19 protein-coding genes and 1 pseudogene are annotated in these 18,394 nt (G+C 66.8%); 6 read left to right on the top strand and 14 right to left on the bottom strand.

The window, feature by feature from the left end:
* Positions 1 to 158: 158 nt before the first annotated feature.
* From ACYQ77_RS38215 to ACYQ77_RS38235, 5 genes and pseudogenes are all read left to right on the top strand, one after another.
* Positions 159 to 392: a proprotein convertase P-domain-containing protein gene (locus ACYQ77_RS38215; protein WP_459721185.1), complete on the top strand. Its 234-nt coding sequence runs from the start codon at positions 159 to 161 to the stop codon at positions 390 to 392.
* Between the two features lie 14 nt (positions 393 to 406).
* Positions 407 to 1,171 (top strand): annotated as a pseudogene (locus ACYQ77_RS38220) (S1 family peptidase); the annotation flags it as partial.
* 87 nt (positions 1,172 to 1,258) lie between these two features.
* Positions 1,259 to 1,540 carry a proprotein convertase P-domain-containing protein gene (locus ACYQ77_RS38225; protein ID WP_459721187.1) on the top strand — a complete coding sequence of 94 codons (282 nt, stop codon included), beginning with the start codon at positions 1,259 to 1,261 and terminating at the stop codon, positions 1,538 to 1,540.
* A gap of 150 nt (positions 1,541 to 1,690) precedes the next feature.
* Complete coding sequence (locus ACYQ77_RS38230; protein WP_459720902.1) at positions 1,691 to 3,487, top strand: AMP-dependent synthetase/ligase; 1,797 nt, start codon at positions 1,691 to 1,693, stop codon at positions 3,485 to 3,487.
* 96 nt (positions 3,488 to 3,583) lie between these two features.
* The gene (locus tag ACYQ77_RS38235; RefSeq protein ID WP_459720904.1) at positions 3,584 to 5,275 is read left to right on the top strand and encodes a substrate-binding and VWA domain-containing protein; all 1,692 of its coding nucleotides are present in this window, start codon (positions 3,584 to 3,586) and stop codon (positions 5,273 to 5,275) included.
* 73 nt (positions 5,276 to 5,348) lie between these two features.
* On the opposite strand, the gene ACYQ77_RS38240 is transcribed toward ACYQ77_RS38235, so the two are convergent.
* The 11 genes from ACYQ77_RS38240 to ACYQ77_RS38290 form a co-directional block, all read right to left on the bottom strand.
* Positions 5,349 to 6,599: a tyrosine-type recombinase/integrase gene (locus ACYQ77_RS38240; RefSeq protein WP_459720906.1), complete on the bottom strand. Its 1,251-nt coding sequence runs from the start codon at positions 6,597 to 6,599 to the stop codon at positions 5,349 to 5,351.
* Positions 6,600 to 6,608: 9 nt separating this feature from the next.
* Positions 6,609 to 6,797 carry a helix-turn-helix domain-containing protein gene (locus tag ACYQ77_RS38245; RefSeq protein ID WP_459720909.1) on the bottom strand — a complete coding sequence of 63 codons (189 nt, stop codon included), beginning with the start codon at positions 6,795 to 6,797 and terminating at the stop codon, positions 6,609 to 6,611.
* 16 nt (positions 6,798 to 6,813) lie between these two features.
* Complete coding sequence (locus ACYQ77_RS38250) at positions 6,814 to 8,433, bottom strand: replication initiator (protein ID WP_459720911.1); 1,620 nt, start codon at positions 8,431 to 8,433, stop codon at positions 6,814 to 6,816.
* Positions 8,430 to 8,921 (bottom strand): hypothetical protein, encoded by a 492-nt coding sequence (locus tag ACYQ77_RS38255; protein WP_459720913.1) that lies wholly within the window; start codon positions 8,919 to 8,921, stop codon positions 8,430 to 8,432. The genes ACYQ77_RS38250 and ACYQ77_RS38255 overlap by 4 nt, the downstream gene beginning before the upstream one ends.
* A gap of 31 nt (positions 8,922 to 8,952) precedes the next feature.
* Positions 8,953 to 10,563 (bottom strand): FtsK/SpoIIIE domain-containing protein, encoded by a 1,611-nt coding sequence (locus tag ACYQ77_RS38260; RefSeq protein WP_459720915.1) that lies wholly within the window; start codon positions 10,561 to 10,563, stop codon positions 8,953 to 8,955.
* Between the two features lie 405 nt (positions 10,564 to 10,968).
* Positions 10,969 to 11,313 carry a hypothetical protein gene (locus ACYQ77_RS38265; protein ID WP_459720917.1) on the bottom strand — a complete coding sequence of 115 codons (345 nt, stop codon included), beginning with the start codon at positions 11,311 to 11,313 and terminating at the stop codon, positions 10,969 to 10,971.
* Positions 11,314 to 11,555: 242 nt separating this feature from the next.
* Positions 11,556 to 11,804: an AMED_5909 family protein gene (locus tag ACYQ77_RS38270; RefSeq protein ID WP_459721189.1), complete on the bottom strand. Its 249-nt coding sequence runs from the start codon at positions 11,802 to 11,804 to the stop codon at positions 11,556 to 11,558.
* A complete protein-coding gene (locus ACYQ77_RS38275; protein ID WP_459720919.1) occupies positions 11,794 to 12,087 on the bottom strand; it encodes a hypothetical protein in 294 nt (97 codons plus the stop codon). Before ACYQ77_RS38275 ends, ACYQ77_RS38270 begins: the two co-directional genes overlap by 11 nt.
* Entirely contained in the window at positions 12,084 to 12,473 is a 390-nt protein-coding gene (locus ACYQ77_RS38280; protein WP_459720921.1) for a hypothetical protein, read from the bottom strand. Before ACYQ77_RS38280 ends, ACYQ77_RS38275 begins: the two co-directional genes overlap by 4 nt.
* Complete coding sequence (locus tag ACYQ77_RS38285) at positions 12,470 to 12,940, bottom strand: hypothetical protein (RefSeq protein ID WP_459721192.1); 471 nt, start codon at positions 12,938 to 12,940, stop codon at positions 12,470 to 12,472. Before ACYQ77_RS38285 ends, ACYQ77_RS38280 begins: the two co-directional genes overlap by 4 nt.
* Before the next feature lie 120 nt (positions 12,941 to 13,060).
* Positions 13,061 to 13,840 (bottom strand): GntR family transcriptional regulator, encoded by a 780-nt coding sequence (locus tag ACYQ77_RS38290; RefSeq protein WP_459720923.1) that lies wholly within the window; start codon positions 13,838 to 13,840, stop codon positions 13,061 to 13,063.
* 67 nt (positions 13,841 to 13,907) lie between these two features.
* Between ACYQ77_RS38290 and ACYQ77_RS38295 the strand changes: the two genes are divergently transcribed.
* On the top strand, positions 13,908 to 14,348 hold the full coding sequence (locus ACYQ77_RS38295; RefSeq protein ID WP_459720925.1) for an NUDIX hydrolase: 441 nt from the start codon (positions 13,908 to 13,910) through the stop codon (positions 14,346 to 14,348).
* 74 nt (positions 14,349 to 14,422) lie between these two features.
* Here the strand turns inward: ACYQ77_RS38295 and ACYQ77_RS38300 are convergent, their stop codons facing one another.
* From ACYQ77_RS38300 to ACYQ77_RS38310, 3 genes are all read right to left on the bottom strand, one after another.
* Complete coding sequence (locus ACYQ77_RS38300) at positions 14,423 to 15,052, bottom strand: LexA family protein (protein WP_459720928.1); 630 nt, start codon at positions 15,050 to 15,052, stop codon at positions 14,423 to 14,425.
* On the bottom strand, positions 15,045 to 15,431 hold the full coding sequence (locus ACYQ77_RS38305) for a hypothetical protein (protein WP_459720931.1): 387 nt from the start codon (positions 15,429 to 15,431) through the stop codon (positions 15,045 to 15,047). Before ACYQ77_RS38305 ends, ACYQ77_RS38300 begins: the two co-directional genes overlap by 8 nt.
* A gap of 432 nt (positions 15,432 to 15,863) precedes the next feature.
* The gene (locus ACYQ77_RS38310; RefSeq protein WP_459720934.1) at positions 15,864 to 17,000 is read right to left on the bottom strand and encodes a TIR domain-containing protein; all 1,137 of its coding nucleotides are present in this window, start codon (positions 16,998 to 17,000) and stop codon (positions 15,864 to 15,866) included.
* Positions 17,001 to 18,394 lie beyond the last annotated feature (1,394 nt).

Genomic DNA, 18,394 nt, shown 5'->3' on the forward strand with positions numbered 1-18,394 from the left:
CGGCCCGCGTCATCGGCGCCACCTGCGACGGGACCACGCCGCCGGACGGCCCGACGTTCGAGAACGCGACCAACGTCAGCATCCCGGACGCGGGCGCAGCGGTGTCCAGCTCGATCTCGGTCACCGGCGTCAGCGGGAACGCGCCGTCGGACCTGCAGGTGTACGTCGACATCAAGCACACCTACCGCGGTGACCTGCAGATCGACCTGATCGCGCCGGACGGGACCGCCTACCGGTTGAAGAGCACCTCGAGCGACTCGGGCGACAACGTGCTCGCCACCTACACGGTGAACGCGTCGAGCGAGGTCGCGAACGGCACGTGGCGCCTGCAGGTCCGCGACCTGTACAGCGCCGACACCGGCTACATCGACCTCTGGCGCCTGACCTTCTGACCGAGAGGAACCAGATGAGACGGCTCACGTTCGTCACGGTGCTCGCCGCCGCGTTGCTCGGCACGGCAGCCGGGCAGGCGGTGGCGGCGCCACCGGACGTCCAGCCGAACGTCGTGGGCGGCGTCCGCGCCGCCCAGGGCGAGTTCCCGTGGATGGTGCGCCTGTCGATGGGGTGCGGCGGGGCGATGTACACCCAGCGGTTGGTGCTGACCGCCGGCCACTGCGTGGACGGCACCGGCGCCGACACCTCCATCACGGCCACGCTGGGTGTGGTCGACCTGCAGGACTCCGCGCGCATCACGGTGCGCTCGGACTACGTCCACCGGTCACCGGGCTACGACAACCCGTCCGGTGACGACTGGGCGCTGATCCGGCTGGAACGGGCCGTCGACGTCCCGACGCTCCCGGTCGCCACCACCGGCGACTTCGACAGCGGGACGTTCACCGTCGCGGGCTGGGGCGCCGCCACCGAGGGCGGCGGCCAGCAGCGGTACCTGCTGAAGGCCGACGTGCCGTTCATCGACGACACGCGGTGCGGCAGCGCGTACAGCGAGCTGGTCCCGGCCGAGGAGATCTGCGCCGGTGACTGGGACAACGGCGGCGTCGACACCTGCCAGGGTGACTCGGGCGGCCCGATGTTCCGCCGCGACGACGCCGGTGCGTGGATCCAGGTGGGCATCACCAGCTGGGGCTACGGCTGTGCACGCCCCGAGAACCCGGGCGTGTACACGCAGACGAGCTACTTCGCGTCCGCCATCGCGGCGGCCGCGGCGCAGCTCGACGACGGTTCGGCGCCCGCGTGCGCCGGGCAGGCCAACACGACCCGGGTGGCGATCCCGGACGGCGGCGCGGCCGTCACCAGCCCGGTGACGATCGACGGCTGCGCGGGCAACGCGTCCGACGCCACCCGGGTCGAGGTCCACATCACCCACCCGTACCGGGGTGACCTGGTCATCGACCTGGTCGCGCCGGACGGGACGGCCTACCGGCTGAAGGGGCTGAGTGGTGGTGACTCGGCGGACGACGTGCACACCACGTACGCCGTCGACGCGTCGGCCGAGGCCGCGAACGGCACCTGGCAACTGCGGGTGCAGGACCGGTTCCGGTACGACGCGGGCACGCTCGACAGCTGGAAGCTGACCGTGTAGTCCGTTTGGTCCAATTCGCTGAGGGTCACCGCCGGAGATCATCCGGGGGTGGCCCTCAGCCGCGTGCGCGGGCAAGATACTCCAAGTTACTGTGAGGTAGCGTCGCTGGTGACGGGGCGGCGCACTGGTGTTCGTACCGAGGAGCAGACCATGCGCGAACTCGCTGTCCCCCCGTTGGCGTCCGTGCCGGACAGCGGTGGCCTGGCGGACGTCGTGTTCACCAACGCCGACGAGGCCCCGAACGCCGTCTCCTTCCGCCGCAAGGTCGGCGGGGCGTGGCGGGACGTCACCGCGGCGCAGTTCGCGAGCGAGGTCGTCGAGGTCGCGAAGGGCCTGATCGCGTCGGGTGTCGCGGCGGGCGACCGGGTCGCCATCCTGTCCGCGAACTGCTACGAGTGGACGCTGTTCGACTTCGCCATCTGGGCGGCGGGCGCGGCGTCGGTGCCGATCTACGTCACCTCCTCGGCCGAGCAGATCGAGTGGATCATGTCCGACTCGGGGGCGGTCGCCGTGGTCGCGGAGAACGCCGCGCTCGCGCAGCGCGTGGACGGCGTCCGCGAGAAGCTCCCCGCGCTCAAGCACGTGTGGCGCATCGACGACAAGGCCGTCGAGACGCTGGTCGAGGCGGGCAAGGACGTCGAGGACACCGCGGTCAAGGAGCGCAGGGAGGCCGTCGCGGTCGACGACCTCGCGACGCTGATCTACACCTCCGGCACCACCGGCAAGCCCAAGGGCGTCGCGCTCACGCACCGGAACCTGTTCGCGTCCTGCAACAACGCCGTCGAGTACCTCGCCGCGCTGTTCAAGGGCGACGGGCTGGAGAGCACGTCGACGCTGCTGTTCCTGCCGCTCGCGCACGTGTTCGGGCGGATGGTCGAGGTGGGCGCCGTGATCGCGCGGGCGACGCTCGGCCACTGGGCGGACGTGAAGACGCTGACCGACAACCTGGCCGCGTTCAAGCCGACGTTCATCCTGTCCGTGCCGTACGTGCTGGAGAAGGTCTACAACGGTGCGCGGCAGAAGGCGCACGCCGGCGGCAAGGGCAAGATCTTCGACGCCGCCGCGGCCACCGCGATCGCCTACAGCGAGGCCGACGGCAAGGCCGGGCTGGGTCTGAAGATCAAGCACGCGGTGTTCGACAAGCTCGTGTACTCGAAGCTGCGTGCCGCGCTCGGCGGGCAGGTCAAGTACGCGATCTCCGGCGGCGCCGCGCTGGGGCTGCGGCTCACGCACTTCTTCCGCGGTGTCGGCATCACCGTGTTCGAGGGCTACGGGCTCACCGAGTCGACCGCGGCGTCGTTCGTGAACTCGCCGTTCGGCGCGAAGCCGGGCACGGTCGGGCGGCCGCTGCCGGGCACGGCCGTGCGGATCACCGAGGACGGCGAGATCCAGCTGCGCGGCGACGGCGTCTTCAAGCAGTACTGGCAGAACGAGACCGCGACGAGCGAGGCCATCGACGACGAGGGCTGGTTCGCCACCGGCGACCTCGGTGAGCTCGACGAGGACGGGTTCCTGAAGATCACCGGCCGGAAGAAGGAAATCCTGGTCACGAGCGGCGGCAAGAACGTCGCCCCGTCGGTGATCGAGGACCGCATCGCCGCGCACCCGCTGGTCGGGCAGGCGCTGGTGGTCGGCGACGGGCAGAAGTACATCGCCGCGCTGATCACCATCGACCAGGAGTACTTCGGTTACTGGAAGACGACCGCGGGCAAGGACGAGCAGGCCACGGTCGGCGACCTGGTCGACGACCCGGAGCTGAACGCGGAGATCCAGAAGGCCGTCGACGAGGGGAACCTCGCCGTGTCGAAAGCCGAGTCGGTCCGCAAGTTCCGGATTCTCGACACCGAGTTCAACCCGGAGAACGGCTATCTGACCCCGTCGTTGAAGCTCAAGCGGAACATCATCATGAAGGACTTCTCGAACGAGGTCGACGCGCTCTACTCCTGACGTTCCCAGCCATTCGTGATCCTTGAAGACCTGCTGCTTCCCGGTAAGGTTCACCCACCCGGGTGAATCAACACGCCAGTTCGGAGGTCGACGGACATGGGGCGACACTCCTCCGCCAAGTCCCGTGGCTGGCGTGGCAGGTCACCTCTGATCGCGGTCGTCGCACTGGTGGTGCTCGGGCTGCTCGGGTGGTTCACCTACGACTTCCTGTCGGCACGGCTGCGGGCGTCCAGCTGCGAGACCACGACGGTCGTGAACGTGACCGCGTCGCCGGACATCGCGCCGGTGATCGCCCGCACCGCGCGCGAACTGTCGTCGGCCGACACCTGTTACTCGGTGCAGGTGTCGAACCGCGAGTCGGCGGCGACGGCGCAGTCGCTGGTGGTCTCCGACGGCACCGAGCAGCCGGACGTGTGGATCCCGGACTCGTCGGTGTGGCTGCAGCGCGCGCAGACCAGCGGCGCGTTCGCCGAGCCGGTGAGCGGCACGTCGATCGCGAGCTCGCCGGTGGTGCTGGCGGTGACCGAGGACGCGGCGAAGCGGCTCAACTGGCCGGGCACACCGTTGACGTGGGCGGACGTGCTGCGCGCGCCGTCGCTGCGGCTCGGCATGCCCGATCCCGGCCTCGAACCGGTCGGCGTCTCGGTGCTGTACGGGGTGCACGAGCTGCTGAAGGCCGAGCCGGACCCGGCGACCGCGATCACCACGCAGCTGCGCAAGCTGTCGCCGAACACGCTGCCGTCGGTGAGCGACCTGTTCGGCAGGCTGCCCGGCGGCGCGTCGGAGGAGACGCCGCTCGACGGGTTCGCCGTGTCGGAGGCCGGCGTGCTGCGCCAGAACGCGAAGCCGAACGCGGTGCCGCTGGTGGCGGTGTACGCGCAGCCCGCGGTGCCCGCGCTGGACTACCCGTACGTGGTGCTGCCGGACACCTCGCCGGAGCGGCGGGCGGCGGCGGAGAAGTTCCTGACCGTGCTCATGACGCAGTCGACCGCGGACGACCTGTCGGACGCCGGCTTCCGCACCCCGGACGGCGAGATGCTGCGCAAGCGCGGCAACGACGAACGCACGACGAGCAAGAAGGTGACGCCCGCCGAGCTGCCCGCCCCCGACGAGGTGGACAAGCTGCTCAACGAGTGGTCGGGCGTCAACCTGAGCGGGCGGGTGCAGGTGCTGCTGGACGTGTCGGGGTCGATGAACGAGCCCGTGCCGGGCACCGGCCGCAACCGGATGGCAGTCACGCTGCAGGCCGCCGAACTGGGCATCGGCCTGATGAAACCGACCACGAAGATCGGCATCTGGCTGTTCTCGACGAACCTCGACGGCGAGAAGGACTACCGCGAGCTGCTGCCCGTGGCGCCGATCAGCGAACAGTCCGCCTCCGGCGCGCTGGGAAAGCTGCGCCAGGTGAAGGCCCTCGAGAACGGCGCGACCGGCCTGTACGACAGCACGCTCGCCATGTACCAGGCGGCACGCCAGAACTTCGAACCGGGCCGCATCAACACGGTGATCGTCATGACCGACGGCCGCAACGAGGACCCGAAGAGCATCAGCCGCAACGAACTCCTCGCCGAGCTCGCGAAACTCCAGGACCCCCAGCGACCGATCCGCATCGTCGGCATCGGCATCGGCCCGGACATCGACGTCGGCGAACTCCAGGCCATCGCCGGCGCCACCGGCGGCCAGGCCTTCACCACCCCGGACCCGACCAAGATCGGCGACATCTTCTACGCCGCGCTGTCGAAGGTGCTCTGCCAACCCCCCGCGTGCGACCCCAACGAAGGCGGCTGACCAGCGCAAACGGTCCCGGCCACGACCTCCGATCGGGAGTTCGTAGCCGGGACCTGAGCCTCCAGATTCAAGATCAGGCCGCCTCCAGGCCGTCATCCGCCACAGGCCGTCCGAACACCTCGTCGACGGCCGTCCGTGCCCGTTCGTGGCTCGACGGGACGAGGTGGGTGTAGGTCCGCAACGTGAACCCCGGGTCGGAGTGACCGAGGTAGTCGGCGAGTTCCTTGATCGACACGCCCTGTGCGAGCAGAACGGACGCGTAGAAGTGGCGGAGCGCGTGCATGCCGTCCGCCCGCTTCACGTACTCCACCCCTGCCCGACGGAACGCCGGTTGCCATATCGCCTTGTTGAAGTGGTCGCCGGAGTAGAGACGGCCGTCCTCACCGGTCACCAGCAGGCGAACCGTCACCTTCTCGCCGTCCGGCTTCCGCCAAGGCAGGGTGACCGCCACGGATGGGAACCGCCGCTCGTGCTCCTGGACCTCGGCCAGGACGCTGGCGGACACCGGGACCACCCGGTTCTTGCCCCGTTTGGGAGGCGCGAACACCAACGTGCGGTCGACGATCCGCAACTGCCGAGAGAGGTTAAGCACCATCTCGTCCTCATCGAAGTCGTCGATGGATACGCCCAGGATCTCCCCTTGCCGCATGCCGAGTCCGGCACCGAGCGGAGTGATCACCGAGAACCGCTCCGGAAGGCCGTCGCGAACGGCCCGTACCCGCTTCTCAGTCCACGGAACGATCTTCGAAGAACCGCCGACCGGCCGCCGTACCGTCCTCGCCTTACAGGGGTTGTCCCGAATGATCTTGTCGTCGACGGCCGACTCCAGGACACCCGACAGGATCGCGAACAGCACCACCTTGTAGTTGTCGCTGAAACCCTTCTCGTCCAGGTAGCCCAGCCAGTCACGGACCGTCGACGGCTTGATCGCGCCGACGGCCTTGCCCTCGAAGTGCGGGTAGATCTGGCTCTCCAGGCGGCTCCTCAGCGTCATCCGCGTGCCTGGGTCTGCTGATTGTCCCTTGAGCCAGTTCTCAGCCACCGGCCGAAACTTCTTCTGGCCAGCACGAGGGTCGAGATACTTGCCCTCTCGCTTGTCCGACTCGACCTCGATGAGGAAGTCTTCCGCGCGCTTCTTTTGCTTGTCTGGGAATGACTTGGATCGTTCTTCGTTGTCCGGGTCGAGGTAGCGAACCTTGTAGCGTAGGCCGGTTCCGTACAGTTCGGTCTTCTCCATCACCGGCTTGCCGCGTGCGTTGAGAAGGATCTTCCCTGTCTCGGGGTCCTTCTTCGGCCGGTACCAGCGATCTTGAATGTGTCCCATGTCGTCCCCCTAGGCCGCTGCCGAGCCGGTGGCCCACGCGCGGACTGCGGCGGGGTCGTAGCGCAGGTGACGGCCGATCTTGCGTACCGGTGGCCCTTCTCCGCGCCACTTCCACTGGTAGAGCGTCTTGACCGGGACGCCGAGGAAGGCGGCCACGTCGTCGACGGTCCACAGCGGTGTTATATGCCTGGTCTCCATCTGTGCATCCCCCATGTCAGGCCGCCAGCGGTCGAGTTGCCGAAAGATCTGGCGGACTCGCTGCGAGTAGCGCCCGGTCGTACTCGGCTCTCCACTTGATCCGTTCGGCGATCGCGTGCATGAGCAGGTGGTCGCGTGGCGGAAGGTTGGGGTCGCCGGGTTGAACCTTGTGCCAGACCTGCCGTGATCGGTCCGGTTCTTCCTTGGTGATGCCCACGGCGGCGAGCGATTCCAGGACGAAGGTCTTGCGGTCGGCGCGGTGGTCGGCGAGGGTCTTGCCCGACCACTTCCGGGACACCAGCACGCGGCGACCGGGCAGGCCGAGGGTGGTGCGTCGGTGTGCCCGTCCCTTGCACTGCCCGGGTGTGGTCCGCGATGAGGCCCCGAGGGGTTCGATGCCGTAGAGGAGCCAGACCGCGCAGCGCGGCGAGCACGGGGTGATGCGCAGCTCGTCGTGCAGCCGGTCGTGATGCGCTCGTTGGCGGTCGGTGGCGGCCTCGATGACCTCACCGGTGGACTTGGTGAGGTATTTGGTGAGGTAGCCGATGTGGCGTCCGGCTTCTTCGGTGCCGCCGAGGATGCCCTTGGAGTGCACCTGCCGCCCGAATGACACCACGTGCGCGGGCTCGTCCAGCTCGTCCACAGCGTCCGCCCAGGCCGTGAGTGGCGTGCGGGTGTTGGGGTCGACGAACCGTTCGCCGTCCCAGACGGGCAGGTGGTCGCCGTCGTAGACCAGCTCGTCATGGGCAGGCCACCACACCTGGTGATACGTGGCGGCGGTGACCTGCCTCAGTACTTCATGAGGTACTGATCCACGGAGAGCCGCGTGTAGGTGGGGTGCGCAGCGCTTCTGCGGTTCCACGGTGGCGAAGTACTGCACGTCCCAGCCGACGACGCGGCGGAGGTTCTGCCACCACCGGTCCACCAGGGCGGCGAAGTGCACGGCGTCCCGGGCGGCCCGCCGGTAGTCGTACGACGCCGGATCGGCCGGGGTGCCGTCGTCGAGCACGCGGCCGTAGCTGTCGAGCGTCAGGGTGACGAACATGGACGGCCGGAACCGCCCCGCGTACTCGCGGCCCACGGTGCGCTTCTCCACCCGCCGTCGAGGCAGCTCCGGGGCGTCCTGCCGCCGCCTGGTCGAGCGCTTCGGTGACCGCCTGCCAGGCCCGTCGGGGTTGGGCAGACGGCCGCGCATGCCCAGTTGCCGAAGTTCTGTGTCGACGGAGTGGATCTCGTCGCGCAGCTCGTCCGCTTCTGCTGCACCGGTCACCGCGGCTTGCTGATACGCGGCCACCAGGTCAGCGCGGAACTCGAGAAGCGCCGTGTGCTCCTCGGTCGGCTCGTCCGGGGTGAAGTCCGGTTCCTCATCGAGGTGCCAGCCCTCCCGGCACTGAGCCATCCGCAGCGCACGCGCCTTCCGCGCACACGGCCCACACACAGACTCCACGGTCGAGCCGCACGGCACGGGGACATAGCGGAGTTCACCGGTCTCCAGGTCCCCGACCTCCATCGTGAACGGCCGCACGCACACGCCGTGCTGCTCAGCCGTGGCCGCGATGACGTCGGAGGCCAGTGGGAGCCGCATGCGTTCCGCCCGCGACCCAGGCCGGACCTCCTGGCGGGTGTCGGTGTTCATCGGGCCACCTCCTTTCCCGCGCCCTCAGCGGCGACCTGGCGGCCGTTCTGCTGCTGGTGTTCGCGGAGCAGGCAGGCCAGGGCAAACAGCTCGTCGAGGGACACGCCGTCGTGCTGGCCGGGGTCGAGGGTGACCAGCCCGGCGCAGTCGGTGAAGTCGCCGACGCAGAAGACCCGCATCCGTGCGCCGATGTTGGTGCGGCCGATCACGACCACGTGCAGGTTGTCGGAGCCGGTGCGGGACCAGGTGGCAGTCACGTCGGAGAGCGTGTGCGCCCACAGCAGGACGTTCGCCAGCAGACGCGCGAAGTCGCCGCTGCCTTCGGGCATCACGTCCATTTGCCGGGACCGTGGGGAGAAGCTGAGCATGTACGGGGCGGGCAGGCACCGGCCGCGCGTGTGCGCCCGGAAGGCCCGCATCAGGACATCCACAGTGGACATCAGGTCTTCGGAGGTCCCGGTGGTCGTCTTGTTCGTGAGCGTGTTCATGGCAAGGGAAGTCCTTTCAAGACAAGGGGTTTCAGGCCGCACCGTCGGGTGCGTTGCGGTGGGCCACCGCGCCACGGCCGGGGAAGACGTGCACCGTGCCGCCACGAGCAGTGGACGGCATGGGGTCGCGGGTGACGAAGGCTTCCAGGTCTTTGATCACCTCGTCGGGCACCCAGCCGCCGCGCACGCGCAGGGGTTCGCGGATGCCCTCGCCGAACAGGTAGCCGACACCCGCTTCGGATTCGCCGATGCGGTTGGCCCACGCGCCCCGGTCGTACGCTTGGTCGCCGAGCACCATCCCCACGTGCGACTTGGCGGCCACGCGCAGGCAGATCCGGCGCGGGAACAGTTCCCGCACAGGCACGGTGTCCTTGGTGGGTTCCTGGACGTAACCGCGCACCGTGCACGCCAGCGCGCGGCCCTGCGTGGTCAGCAGGGCAACGCGTTCGGTGATCGCCTCCCGCAGTTTGCGGTCCCCGATGTAGCGGATCAACGCCCCGATCTCGTCAAACTCCAGAACTTCTAGGGGGTAGTCCGGTGTGATGGCTACCGATCGGAGCCGACCGGCGAACTCCGTCTTGCGCCGCTCCATCTCGTCGATCAGGTCGTCCAGCAGTGCGAGGGCGTCCTTGCCAGTCACGGCGTAGCGGTAGAAGATCCGCCGCCCGTAGGCCAGTTCCATCCCCTTCGGGTCGATCCCGGACACCCGCACCAGACCGTCCCGGATGGCCGGTGCGATCGAGACGAGCGGGCACCACATCTGCGCGCCCTTCCCGGCCCCGGTTGCCCCGGCGTGGAGGGTGTGTGAGCCCTTGAGCGACTGGTGCCAGTCGGTGCCGTACTCGGTGCGGCCACTCCACACCCTGTCCAGGTCGATCGCGGTGCCGGGCACGTCGACCAGCTCCGCCAGCTCCCGGCAGTACACCGTCTCCCGGAGCAGGTTCCGCCGCTGAAAGTCCACCGACACCACGCGCGGCGACAGCTCCCGCACCTGGCAACGGGATACCCCGCGCGCCACCGCCAGCTCCCGCGCCTTCTCGTCGAAGTCCTCCGGCTTCTGCCCCGCCACCAGCCGGACACGCACCTCGTCCCACGACGCCCCCGACCGCACCCCGAGCACCCGAGGCACCAGGTCAACGCGCGGTCGGGCCTGGCGGCGCGGCCGGCGGTTCCGGCCGAACGGGCTCATCACCAGCACCGTCGGCCGGTCCGGGTCGACGACCGTCAGCCCGCAAGCCCGCAGCCAGCCCGGCAGCTTCCGCGCGTAGACCGTCCACCGCAGCCACCACGACCGCAGCCGCCGCCCCGCCCACATCTCGAACGACGTGCGGTGCCGCCACCGCCACACCAGCAGCCCTACGGCGACGAGACCGACCACGCCGACGAGCGACGGCCAGCCCCACCACACCAGCCAGCCGACCAGCACCAGCACCGTCGCCGAGGTACGCGGGTGGGTCACCGCGGCCTTGATCACCACGTACACGGCCTTGACCAGCAGCCACACGGCAACACCGAGCGTCGCGAGCGCGACGAGGGCCTCCGCGATCGACGCCAGCGCCCGCCCGAGCTTGTGGAGCAGCCACACTACGATCGCCAGGCCGCCGCCGACCAGCACCAGCGTCATCACCGACTGAGCGCTCATCGGGCCTCTCCCCGCCCGACAGCACTCCCGCCGACGTACACCAGGGGCAGCACGCCCCGGCAGCGGTCGCACTCGCCCTCTCCCGGCCACAGCCGCGCGAACCGCTTACACGTCGCACACCGCGCCGAACCCGCGTGACGCTTTTCGGTTGTCTCGGTATCACTGGGAAATGTGCCCGGCACCCCGCCTAGCGGACAGTCCGAGGCACGCGTTATCGTGCCCATTGTTACCTTCCGAGGTAGCAGCGCAGAAGCGGGAAACGGTTGCCAGACCTAGGGTTCCGCTTCTGCGCCTAACAGTTCTCTTTACAGCACAACAAGGACGTGCTTCACCGCCGCACAACACGCGTGCACGGTGCGATCCGATTTATAACGCTGGCGTACAAGCCAGCAGGTTGTTCCCCGGTTACACGAGGACGAGTTCCCCCTCCTCCTCGCCGACCTCATCCGGGGTGAACCTGGACAGATAGGTCGACAGCTCCTCGGGAGTACGACCCAGGTAGGCGGCCAGCTCACGCAACCCCGTCGGCGTCACTTCCACCACGCCGTTCACGCTGTCGGCGAACCGGTTCCGCGCCCACTGCGACAGCGGCCTGTAGTGGACGTTCCTGTCCTCCAGCAACTTCCGCAGGTCCACCCGCAGCACCAGGTTCTGCAAGGACAGACGAGCACGCTGCAACGCCTGCCCCACCAGCACCGACGCGGGCACCCGCAACCCCTCCGCCAACTCCACCAGCCGCAACACGCTCATATGCCGCGACCCATGCTCGTAAGCCAACAACGTCCGATCACCAATCTCCGACGGCAACCGCCTCACGAACCGCGCCCGCGAACACCCCTGCGCCTCACGCGCCCGACGAAGCTCCTCCCCCAACGCCCGCGCGATCGCAGCAGCCGTCGCCTTGTCCATCACGTTCAGGCGATCCGCACCCGCGCCCGAGCCAGGCGTCACTAACCCCGCCGACATCACTCACCACCCCACCAGACAGTCACTTAGGCTTCCTCGTCCACACTGGGATCAAGACGATGCTCGATCTCCCGAGCACGCCGGATCTCCATCACCGCGCACTGCGCCGCCTCCTGCCGGTGTGCGCCGTCGAACTTCGCCGTCCGGGCGTAGACCTCCGCGCTGCTGCGGTGGAACGCGACCCACACCAACGGGTCCGCATCCCGCCCTGGCCGCTGCTGCCACAACACTTCATGCGCCTCGGCCAGCGTGCGCGGTTGCTGATCAACCTCCATCTGCGCCACCGGCCAGGACGGGACGATCCGGTCCCTGCTGCACGGCCCGATCCGGGTTCTGATCAAGGAACATCTGTCCCTTGGCGAGCAGCTCCCGACCGAGTTCAAGCACCGCATGCGGACGCCTGAACCACAGATGCACCGTCGAGGACTCACCCGTCACCGAGGTGTGCAACGCCCCGATCCGCACCTCCAACCGATCATCCGGCCCCTCCACGACCGTGACCCGCATGCGCGGCGAGGTCATCTCCACATAGATGTCCAGCCCCAGACCGTCCGTCATCGCAACCTCCTACGACGGTCCCAGTCGCCCGCCTGGTGCTCCATCGCCTCCGCCGCCGTCAGCAGCGCAGCCCTCAGACACCACTCGCCACCAGGCATCGCTTCCGCTATCCGCCGCCACGTTGAGGCGAGCCGGGCCGACAACTGCGACAACACCTGACCTTTGCCAGGGTCACCCGAGTCGATCAGGTGCGACGTCGCCAGGTAGTCCCGGTAGATGTCCTCCCACACAGCCAGCAAGTCCGCGGGCACCAAGTCCGTGCCGCTCATATCCGCCGCCTCTCCGCGAGGCGTGGCCGGGGACTGACCGGCCGCCAGCACCGACACCGATGCCATCACGGCCGTCTTCTCCCCCTGGCCACGCCCAGCGCGCATCTCGTGCCTCACGCGGCCTTGTCCGTCGCACTCGATCCGGCCGACTTGCCCGCCGACCGGCCACCGGCCGAACCACTCCCGGAGCCAACCGCTCGGAACCCCGTGGCGCGGAAGATGTACGACTGGTACTTGAACTCCCCGTTGCCAGCCACGCGCGGCTCCGCCGTCAACCCTTCCAACTCGATCGGCCGCATCCCCGGGATTACCTCCGACGTGGTCGGCACCGGCTGAACCTCCGCGAGCAACGTCACCTCGAACGACGCCCGCTTCGCCTTCTCCTCGTCCGGGTCGGTGACCATGACCTTCCACTGCCGCAGGCCCGTCACCTCGTCCACCCGCTGACGCACCGGCCGGTTCCGCGCACGCTCGTCCTGCGACTGAAACTCCATGTCCGGCTGCACCTCACCAACCATCACCAGCCCTCGCGGAAACGCGTCCGCGAACTCCACCGGGAACCTGAAACCCCTTCGGATTGTCACTTTGTTCACCTCTCTGCGATGGCCCACGGGGCCGTTGTGCTCCTCTAGACAAGTTACAAGGTACATAGTCGTCTAGAGGAGTTCAATCATGCGAATAGATCCTTCGCTTTCGCGAAGGTGCTAGCGAGCTGGGAAGTCGTACTCCAGCAGGAACGCGTGCGAGACCTTGACCGTCGCGCAGACCTCAACTGGCACGTCATCGAGGTCATAGGCCGTGCGGACGAGAGTGATCACCGGAACCCCAGCACCGATCTGCAACGCCCGCCGCTCCTCGGGCGTCGGCATCCGGGCCGAGATCTGCTCGTTGAACCGAGCCAGCTCGTGCCCCTGCTCCTCGATCCGGGCATAGATGCCACCAGGGCCGGTGTCGGTGCTGGTGATCGCCGTCCCCGCCGCGATCGACTCCGGGATGTAGGACACGGCGGTTTCGATCGGGGTGCCGTTGGCCAGGTACCGACGAGACCGCATGACCACCCGCGCGCCCTCCGGCAGCCGCAGCCGCTCGGCGATCTCGGGCGGAGCCTGTTCCGTGGTCACTGAGATCTGGTCAACACCCGGCTTGTGACCGCTGACCTCCGCCTCAGCCAGGAACGCCGCCTTGCCCTGCTTGCGGTGAGCCCGAGCGAACCGATCCGACGCCAGGCGACGAACCGGAGGCGCAGACCGGACGAAAACGCCCTTGCCGTGTTCGGACACCACCAGGCCCTCACCGCGGAGTTCCTGCAACGCCTGGCGCACGGTCATCCGCGCTACCCCGTAGTGCGAGATCAGCTCAGCTTCCGACGGCAGCTTCTCCCCCGGCGGAAGCTGCCCGGCCGAGATGAGTCGTCGCAGGTTCGCGGCGATCTGTCGATAAGGTGGCCTGTCGTCGGCCCTGTCGATCGACCCTAGGTCAAGCATGACCACTCCTGTAGACGACTAGAGGAGTACATCCTCTCATACCCGCCACACTGAGCGAAAGCCGAGCATGTCCACACCCCAGCACTCCGTAAGCGTCGCCGGAATCGTCGTCGACGAGCACGACCGCGTGCTCCTCATCCAACGCCGCGACAACGGCCACTGGGAACCACCGGGCGGAGTGCTGGAACTGGCCGAAACGTTCGAGCAGGGCGTCATCCGCGAAGTACAAGAGGAGACTGGACTCCGCGTCGGCGTTGACAGGTTGACGGGAATCTACAAAAACATGAGCCGCGGTATCGTCGCACTTGTGTTTCGTTGCCACGTTGAAGCAGGCCGAGAGGTCACCACGTCAGAATCATGTCGTATCGAATGGACGACCCTAGAAGAAGCATCCACAACCATGACCCCGGCATACTACGTCCGCGTCGCCGACGCCTTCAAACCGGGTGTCTCCATTCGAATACACGACGGCGTGAACCTTATCGAACGTGAAGAATCTAATCTCTGACGGCTCAACCTCTCGCCGTGAAGCCACTTTTCTAGCATCTTCGAGATCGCGCATCATCCTATTAGCCCAAGCATCTACTCCCCGGGCTTTCTGGATCGAAGCGGCGGCGAGTCGGGATCCGATACGGGGGTGCCGATAGATCGCGGCACGTTGGGGTCTCTACGGAGAAACCCCTTCCTTTCCAATGCCTTAAGCACGTGGGCGACAGATGAGACTGAACGAAGCCCGAGCCCTTCACCGATCTCTCGCAAGCTGGGTGGGTACCCATAGCGGTCCACGCTTTTCGTGATCAGTTGCAACGCCTGCCGTTCGCGCGCTGTCAGAGTCGGCCCCTGCAGACGCTCCTCCTGTGTACGCGCCGGTGCATCGGAAGTACCGACACCGGCCTGACGCTGGACGGCGACCTCAGTCTCACACTGCTGGCATTGCGCGATATGCGCTGCTGCGCGATCGCGCGCCGCAGGAGACATCTGGCCTTCCAAAAACGCGACCACCGCGTCCGGAAGAAGGTGCTGCTTCACGTGCCGACCATTCGGATCGACCGTTTCGGTTGTCGAAATATCACCGGACGACAATGAATCGTCTGCCATCTGAGCAATCTCGTCGACGATCGGATCCGTCGACTTGCCCAGTCGCCGGTCTAACACCACACGGAGGCGCGCTGCTGCGATCTCTTCGGCCGTGGGCCTAAACGGTTCACTCATCGCCCTTATCACTTCCATCATCGACGCCCCCCTGCACGATGCCACGATCCTGTGTGCCGTGGACCTCCCTTAGCAACGGATTGAGCACGCGGTCCGCGAGTGCTTCCATAAGTCTTAACTCGTCAGGTCCCGCTAGATCCGACTCGGCTAACGCCGAGATGAGGCAAAGCCCCACAGTTCGTTTGCGCGGCGACTCATCGACCACGTATGCGAGGATCTCATAGAATCGTTTTGACCATTCCTCCCGCCGACCTTGGGTTTCTCGCTGTTCGGTGGCGCGATCAGAGGCTCGGCCGTTCATCCGCACGCCCACCAGCGCGCCACCAGCCGTCAGCATGCCAACGGCTAGTGGCACCGCAACCTGTAGCAGAAGATCCATTGAGCGCGCCTTCCGACTGCCGACCGGCCTTGAGAATAGCCGCAGACCAGCGTGGTGGATCGCAACCAGGCAAGCCTCGAAGTGACAGCAACCCAGCTTCCGCACGTGCTGGACAACCCAAACCCGGCAAGTTGCGCTATCTGGGTTCGGGCGGGGGTCAGAGCGCCAACCCTCGACCCTGTCGCGCCTCGGCGATGACTCGTGGCAGTTGGCTTACCTCAACATGAACGGCCACCGCCACGAACCTCGCGGTGAACTGGGCGTACGACAACACGTGTCAACGTACTGTCACCCCGTACCAGGGCCGCAACATGCCGCAGCCACAGAAGGACTCGACCGAGCCCACGCCCAACTCCGCAGACCGACCCGCCTACGAGGTCACTACAGGATGAAGCGCTCAGTCGTGGCTGCCACGTTCAGCCCTCGGGAAGATCAGTCCAAAACACCTTCCCGCTGCAGCACCTTCCTAATAGCATCGAATGCTGGACGAACATCACCTTTTGGAAAACGTATCTGACCCACCCCGGTAATATTTGAAAACTCTTCGCACCCTTCTTCAAGCAATACAATTGCTTTATTAAACCCTAGTCGCCCTTGAAAGAGCCCGACTTCATGGACAACGTTCTCTCTCGCACGCATCTTGCCGTCGACCGTCTCATCTTCGGCCGTCATCAGAAGAAACGCAATCTGAGCGTTGTCGAGCATCTCAGTAAGGCGCTCTTTGATGCTCATCCCGGCCGTTGGGGTGCGATCGAAAAACTCCCATTCGAGCCCCTCGTCGCTCAGCCATACGCTAAGCTGCAAGTACTCCTTAGATCGCCCGCCGTGGCCGATGAAGACCTTGCCACCCAATTGCATTATTGTTGCCTCTACCGTCGTGCCGACTGATTCGAGATGTCTCCCCAGCTTGCTACAGGTCTCAGCGAGCCTACGGGCAGTCGTATATGGCGACCGAATGAACATCACTTGCGCGATTACCATCTGATGCCCCGCCACCTGCCAGCCACCCTCGGCAGCTTGCATGTCACGAACGGCAAAGGTGCCAGCAGTAACGTTCATCAGCGACTTAGCAAGGCGGCTAACCTTCGGAAGAGAAATACGCTGAAGATCATCCAGGACCTCTTCTAGGTAACCGTCGAGCGGCTGTTTTATACGTGCAGCTGCAGAACGCGCCCGGTGGATCAGCTCATCTACCGGTTTCCGTAAAGCGTCAGACAGCTCTCGAGACGTCGTCAGGTCAGGGTCTCCGGCTAGGCTTTCGATATATGCAGTCACGTCATCAGGATTATACGGCCGCCATTCACCCACAGTTCCATGGAACTGCCCCAGGAATCCCCATTCCCTGCTGAAAAAGTGACCCGGCGGGGGTGGCTTGAAGCCTGAATAATACACGTTCGCCTGATAACCCAAGCTTGAATTCGACCATGAGCGGCCAACCTCCTCGGCGGCCTCCTGCAAAGCGGAAAGCTTCGTATCGTCTAGTTCGGCCTCACGTTCTGCAAGTTTGCTAGCTTCCGCCGCAATCGCCAGAAACTCAGCATGTAGCTCCGAGGTCACGCCACTGGTCATGCTGGAGGAGTCGGCGCAGGCAGTTGATACGTTACTTGGCACGCTCGCGCGAAGAGTCGCGGCGAATTGCGAGAGAACTGCTGTCGCCGGGCCTCTGCGGAACTTGGCTCTATGGGATCAAGGCGGCGCGCAAGCGCGCCGCGCGGGCGGACGGCCTGCCGCTCCGCTCACGGCCGCCGCCCGCCACTCCACAAGCGACGCCAGCCAGCACCCCGAGCCATGGCACCAGCGACTTACCACGGCCGTCCCCTCGAACAGCCAGTGATCCTTTAACACCGGCCCGCCGCCATCAAGGGCGCTCCTCCGTCGCGTCGGCTCCGCCGATGGGCTCCGCCCACCCTTGACAGCGACGACCCGGGCGCTAACCGACGGCCGGTGCGAAGGAACGGACCACACCAGGCCACCGCCTCCAGGAGCATCAGCCATGCGCCATCGCATCAGCCCCAACCAGCTCGTCCTCTGGCCCCAGCACGTCCTCACCGAAGCATGGGCACCAACCGGCATTCGCCACGTCCCCGCGAGCCCGAGCGAGAACGTCGACGAGCGCCACGAGGCAACGCGTCTGAACAGCACGACCAACCAGACTCGGTGGCACAGGTCGCACGCAAGCACCACTGCCACCCGTCGGGTGAGGGTGTCAGTCATTCGTTGCAGCACCCGCGAGAAGGTTCGAACTGTGGCCTGTGGGGGCCGATCTCTGACGTCTCGCCATTGGGAGATCAGGCCGTCTCCAGGCCGTCAGAGGTCGGGCACGGCCGAGAACCGGCGAGAACTGTTGGAAGACGTTGAGCCAGGTCAGGGGGCTTTCTCCAGGCCGATCGGCAGGTCGTGATCAAGTCGCCGCAAGATCGGCGACATCTTCTACGCGGCGCTGTCGAAGGTGCTCTGCCAACCCCCCGCGTGTGACCCCAACGCGGGCGGCTGACCAGCGGACCGATCCCGGCCGCGCGGCCCTCCCCCGGTGCTCCGCCAACCCTGACCCGCAACCCCATCGCGGGCAGTCCACGCGCAAACCGATCCCGCCACAACCGCCGATCGGGCAACCGCACCCGCGAGCTGAGGCCCCCGAATGGCGACCTCCCCCGCGCGGCTCTCCCCCGAGGGCCCGGCCAACCCCTCCCGGACCGCGACCCAACGCGGGTGACCCACCAGCAAACAATCCCGGCCACAACCCCCGATCAGGCAACCCCACCCGCGACTGATGACCCGGATGACGACATCCACCACGCGGCCCTCCCCGAGGGCCCGGCCAACCCCTCCCGGACCACGACCCAACGCGGGTGACCCACCAGCAAACAATCCCGGCCACAACCCCCGATCAGGCAACCCCACCCGCGACTGATGACCCGGATGACGACATCCACCACGCGGCCCTCCCCGAGGGCCCGGCCAAC

The sequence above is a fragment of the Actinophytocola sp. KF-1 genome (assembly GCF_054661535.1).

Bases quoted from the DNA above. Each gene is read 5' to 3' on its own strand.
- ACYQ77_RS38250 (WP_459720911.1), bottom strand. From the start codon at position 8,433: ATGAACACCGACACCCGCCAGGAGGTCCGGCCTGGGTCGCGGGCGGAA.
- ACYQ77_RS38260 (WP_459720915.1), bottom strand. From the start codon at position 10,563: ATGAGCGCTCAGTCGGTGATGACGCTGGTGCTGGTCGGCGGCGGCCTG.
- ACYQ77_RS38290 (WP_459720923.1), bottom strand. From the start codon at position 13,840: ATGCTTGACCTAGGGTCGATCGACAGGGCCGACGACAGGCCACCTTAT.
- ACYQ77_RS38270 (WP_459721189.1), bottom strand. From the start codon at position 11,804: ATGGAGGTTGATCAGCAACCGCGCACGCTGGCCGAGGCGCATGAAGTG.
- ACYQ77_RS38300 (WP_459720928.1), bottom strand. From the start codon at position 15,052: ATGAGTGAACCGTTTAGGCCCACGGCCGAAGAGATCGCAGCAGCGCGC.
- ACYQ77_RS38275 (WP_459720919.1), bottom strand. From the start codon at position 12,087: ATGACGGACGGTCTGGGGCTGGACATCTATGTGGAGATGACCTCGCCG.
- ACYQ77_RS38310 (WP_459720934.1), bottom strand. From the start codon at position 17,000: ATGACCAGTGGCGTGACCTCGGAGCTACATGCTGAGTTTCTGGCGATT.
- ACYQ77_RS38235 (WP_459720904.1), top strand. From the start codon at position 3,584: ATGGGGCGACACTCCTCCGCCAAGTCCCGTGGCTGGCGTGGCAGGTCA.
- ACYQ77_RS38295 (WP_459720925.1), top strand. From the start codon at position 13,908: ATGTCCACACCCCAGCACTCCGTAAGCGTCGCCGGAATCGTCGTCGAC.
- ACYQ77_RS38305 (WP_459720931.1), bottom strand. From the start codon at position 15,431: ATGGATCTTCTGCTACAGGTTGCGGTGCCACTAGCCGTTGGCATGCTG.
- ACYQ77_RS38245 (WP_459720909.1), bottom strand. From the start codon at position 6,797: ATGGAGACCAGGCATATAACACCGCTGTGGACCGTCGACGACGTGGCC.
- ACYQ77_RS38265 (WP_459720917.1), bottom strand. From the start codon at position 11,313: ATGAGCGTGTTGCGGCTGGTGGAGTTGGCGGAGGGGTTGCGGGTGCCC.
- ACYQ77_RS38255 (WP_459720913.1), bottom strand. From the start codon at position 8,921: ATGAACACGCTCACGAACAAGACGACCACCGGGACCTCCGAAGACCTG.
- ACYQ77_RS38230 (WP_459720902.1), top strand. From the start codon at position 1,691: ATGCGCGAACTCGCTGTCCCCCCGTTGGCGTCCGTGCCGGACAGCGGT.
- ACYQ77_RS38240 (WP_459720906.1), bottom strand. From the start codon at position 6,599: ATGGGACACATTCAAGATCGCTGGTACCGGCCGAAGAAGGACCCCGAG.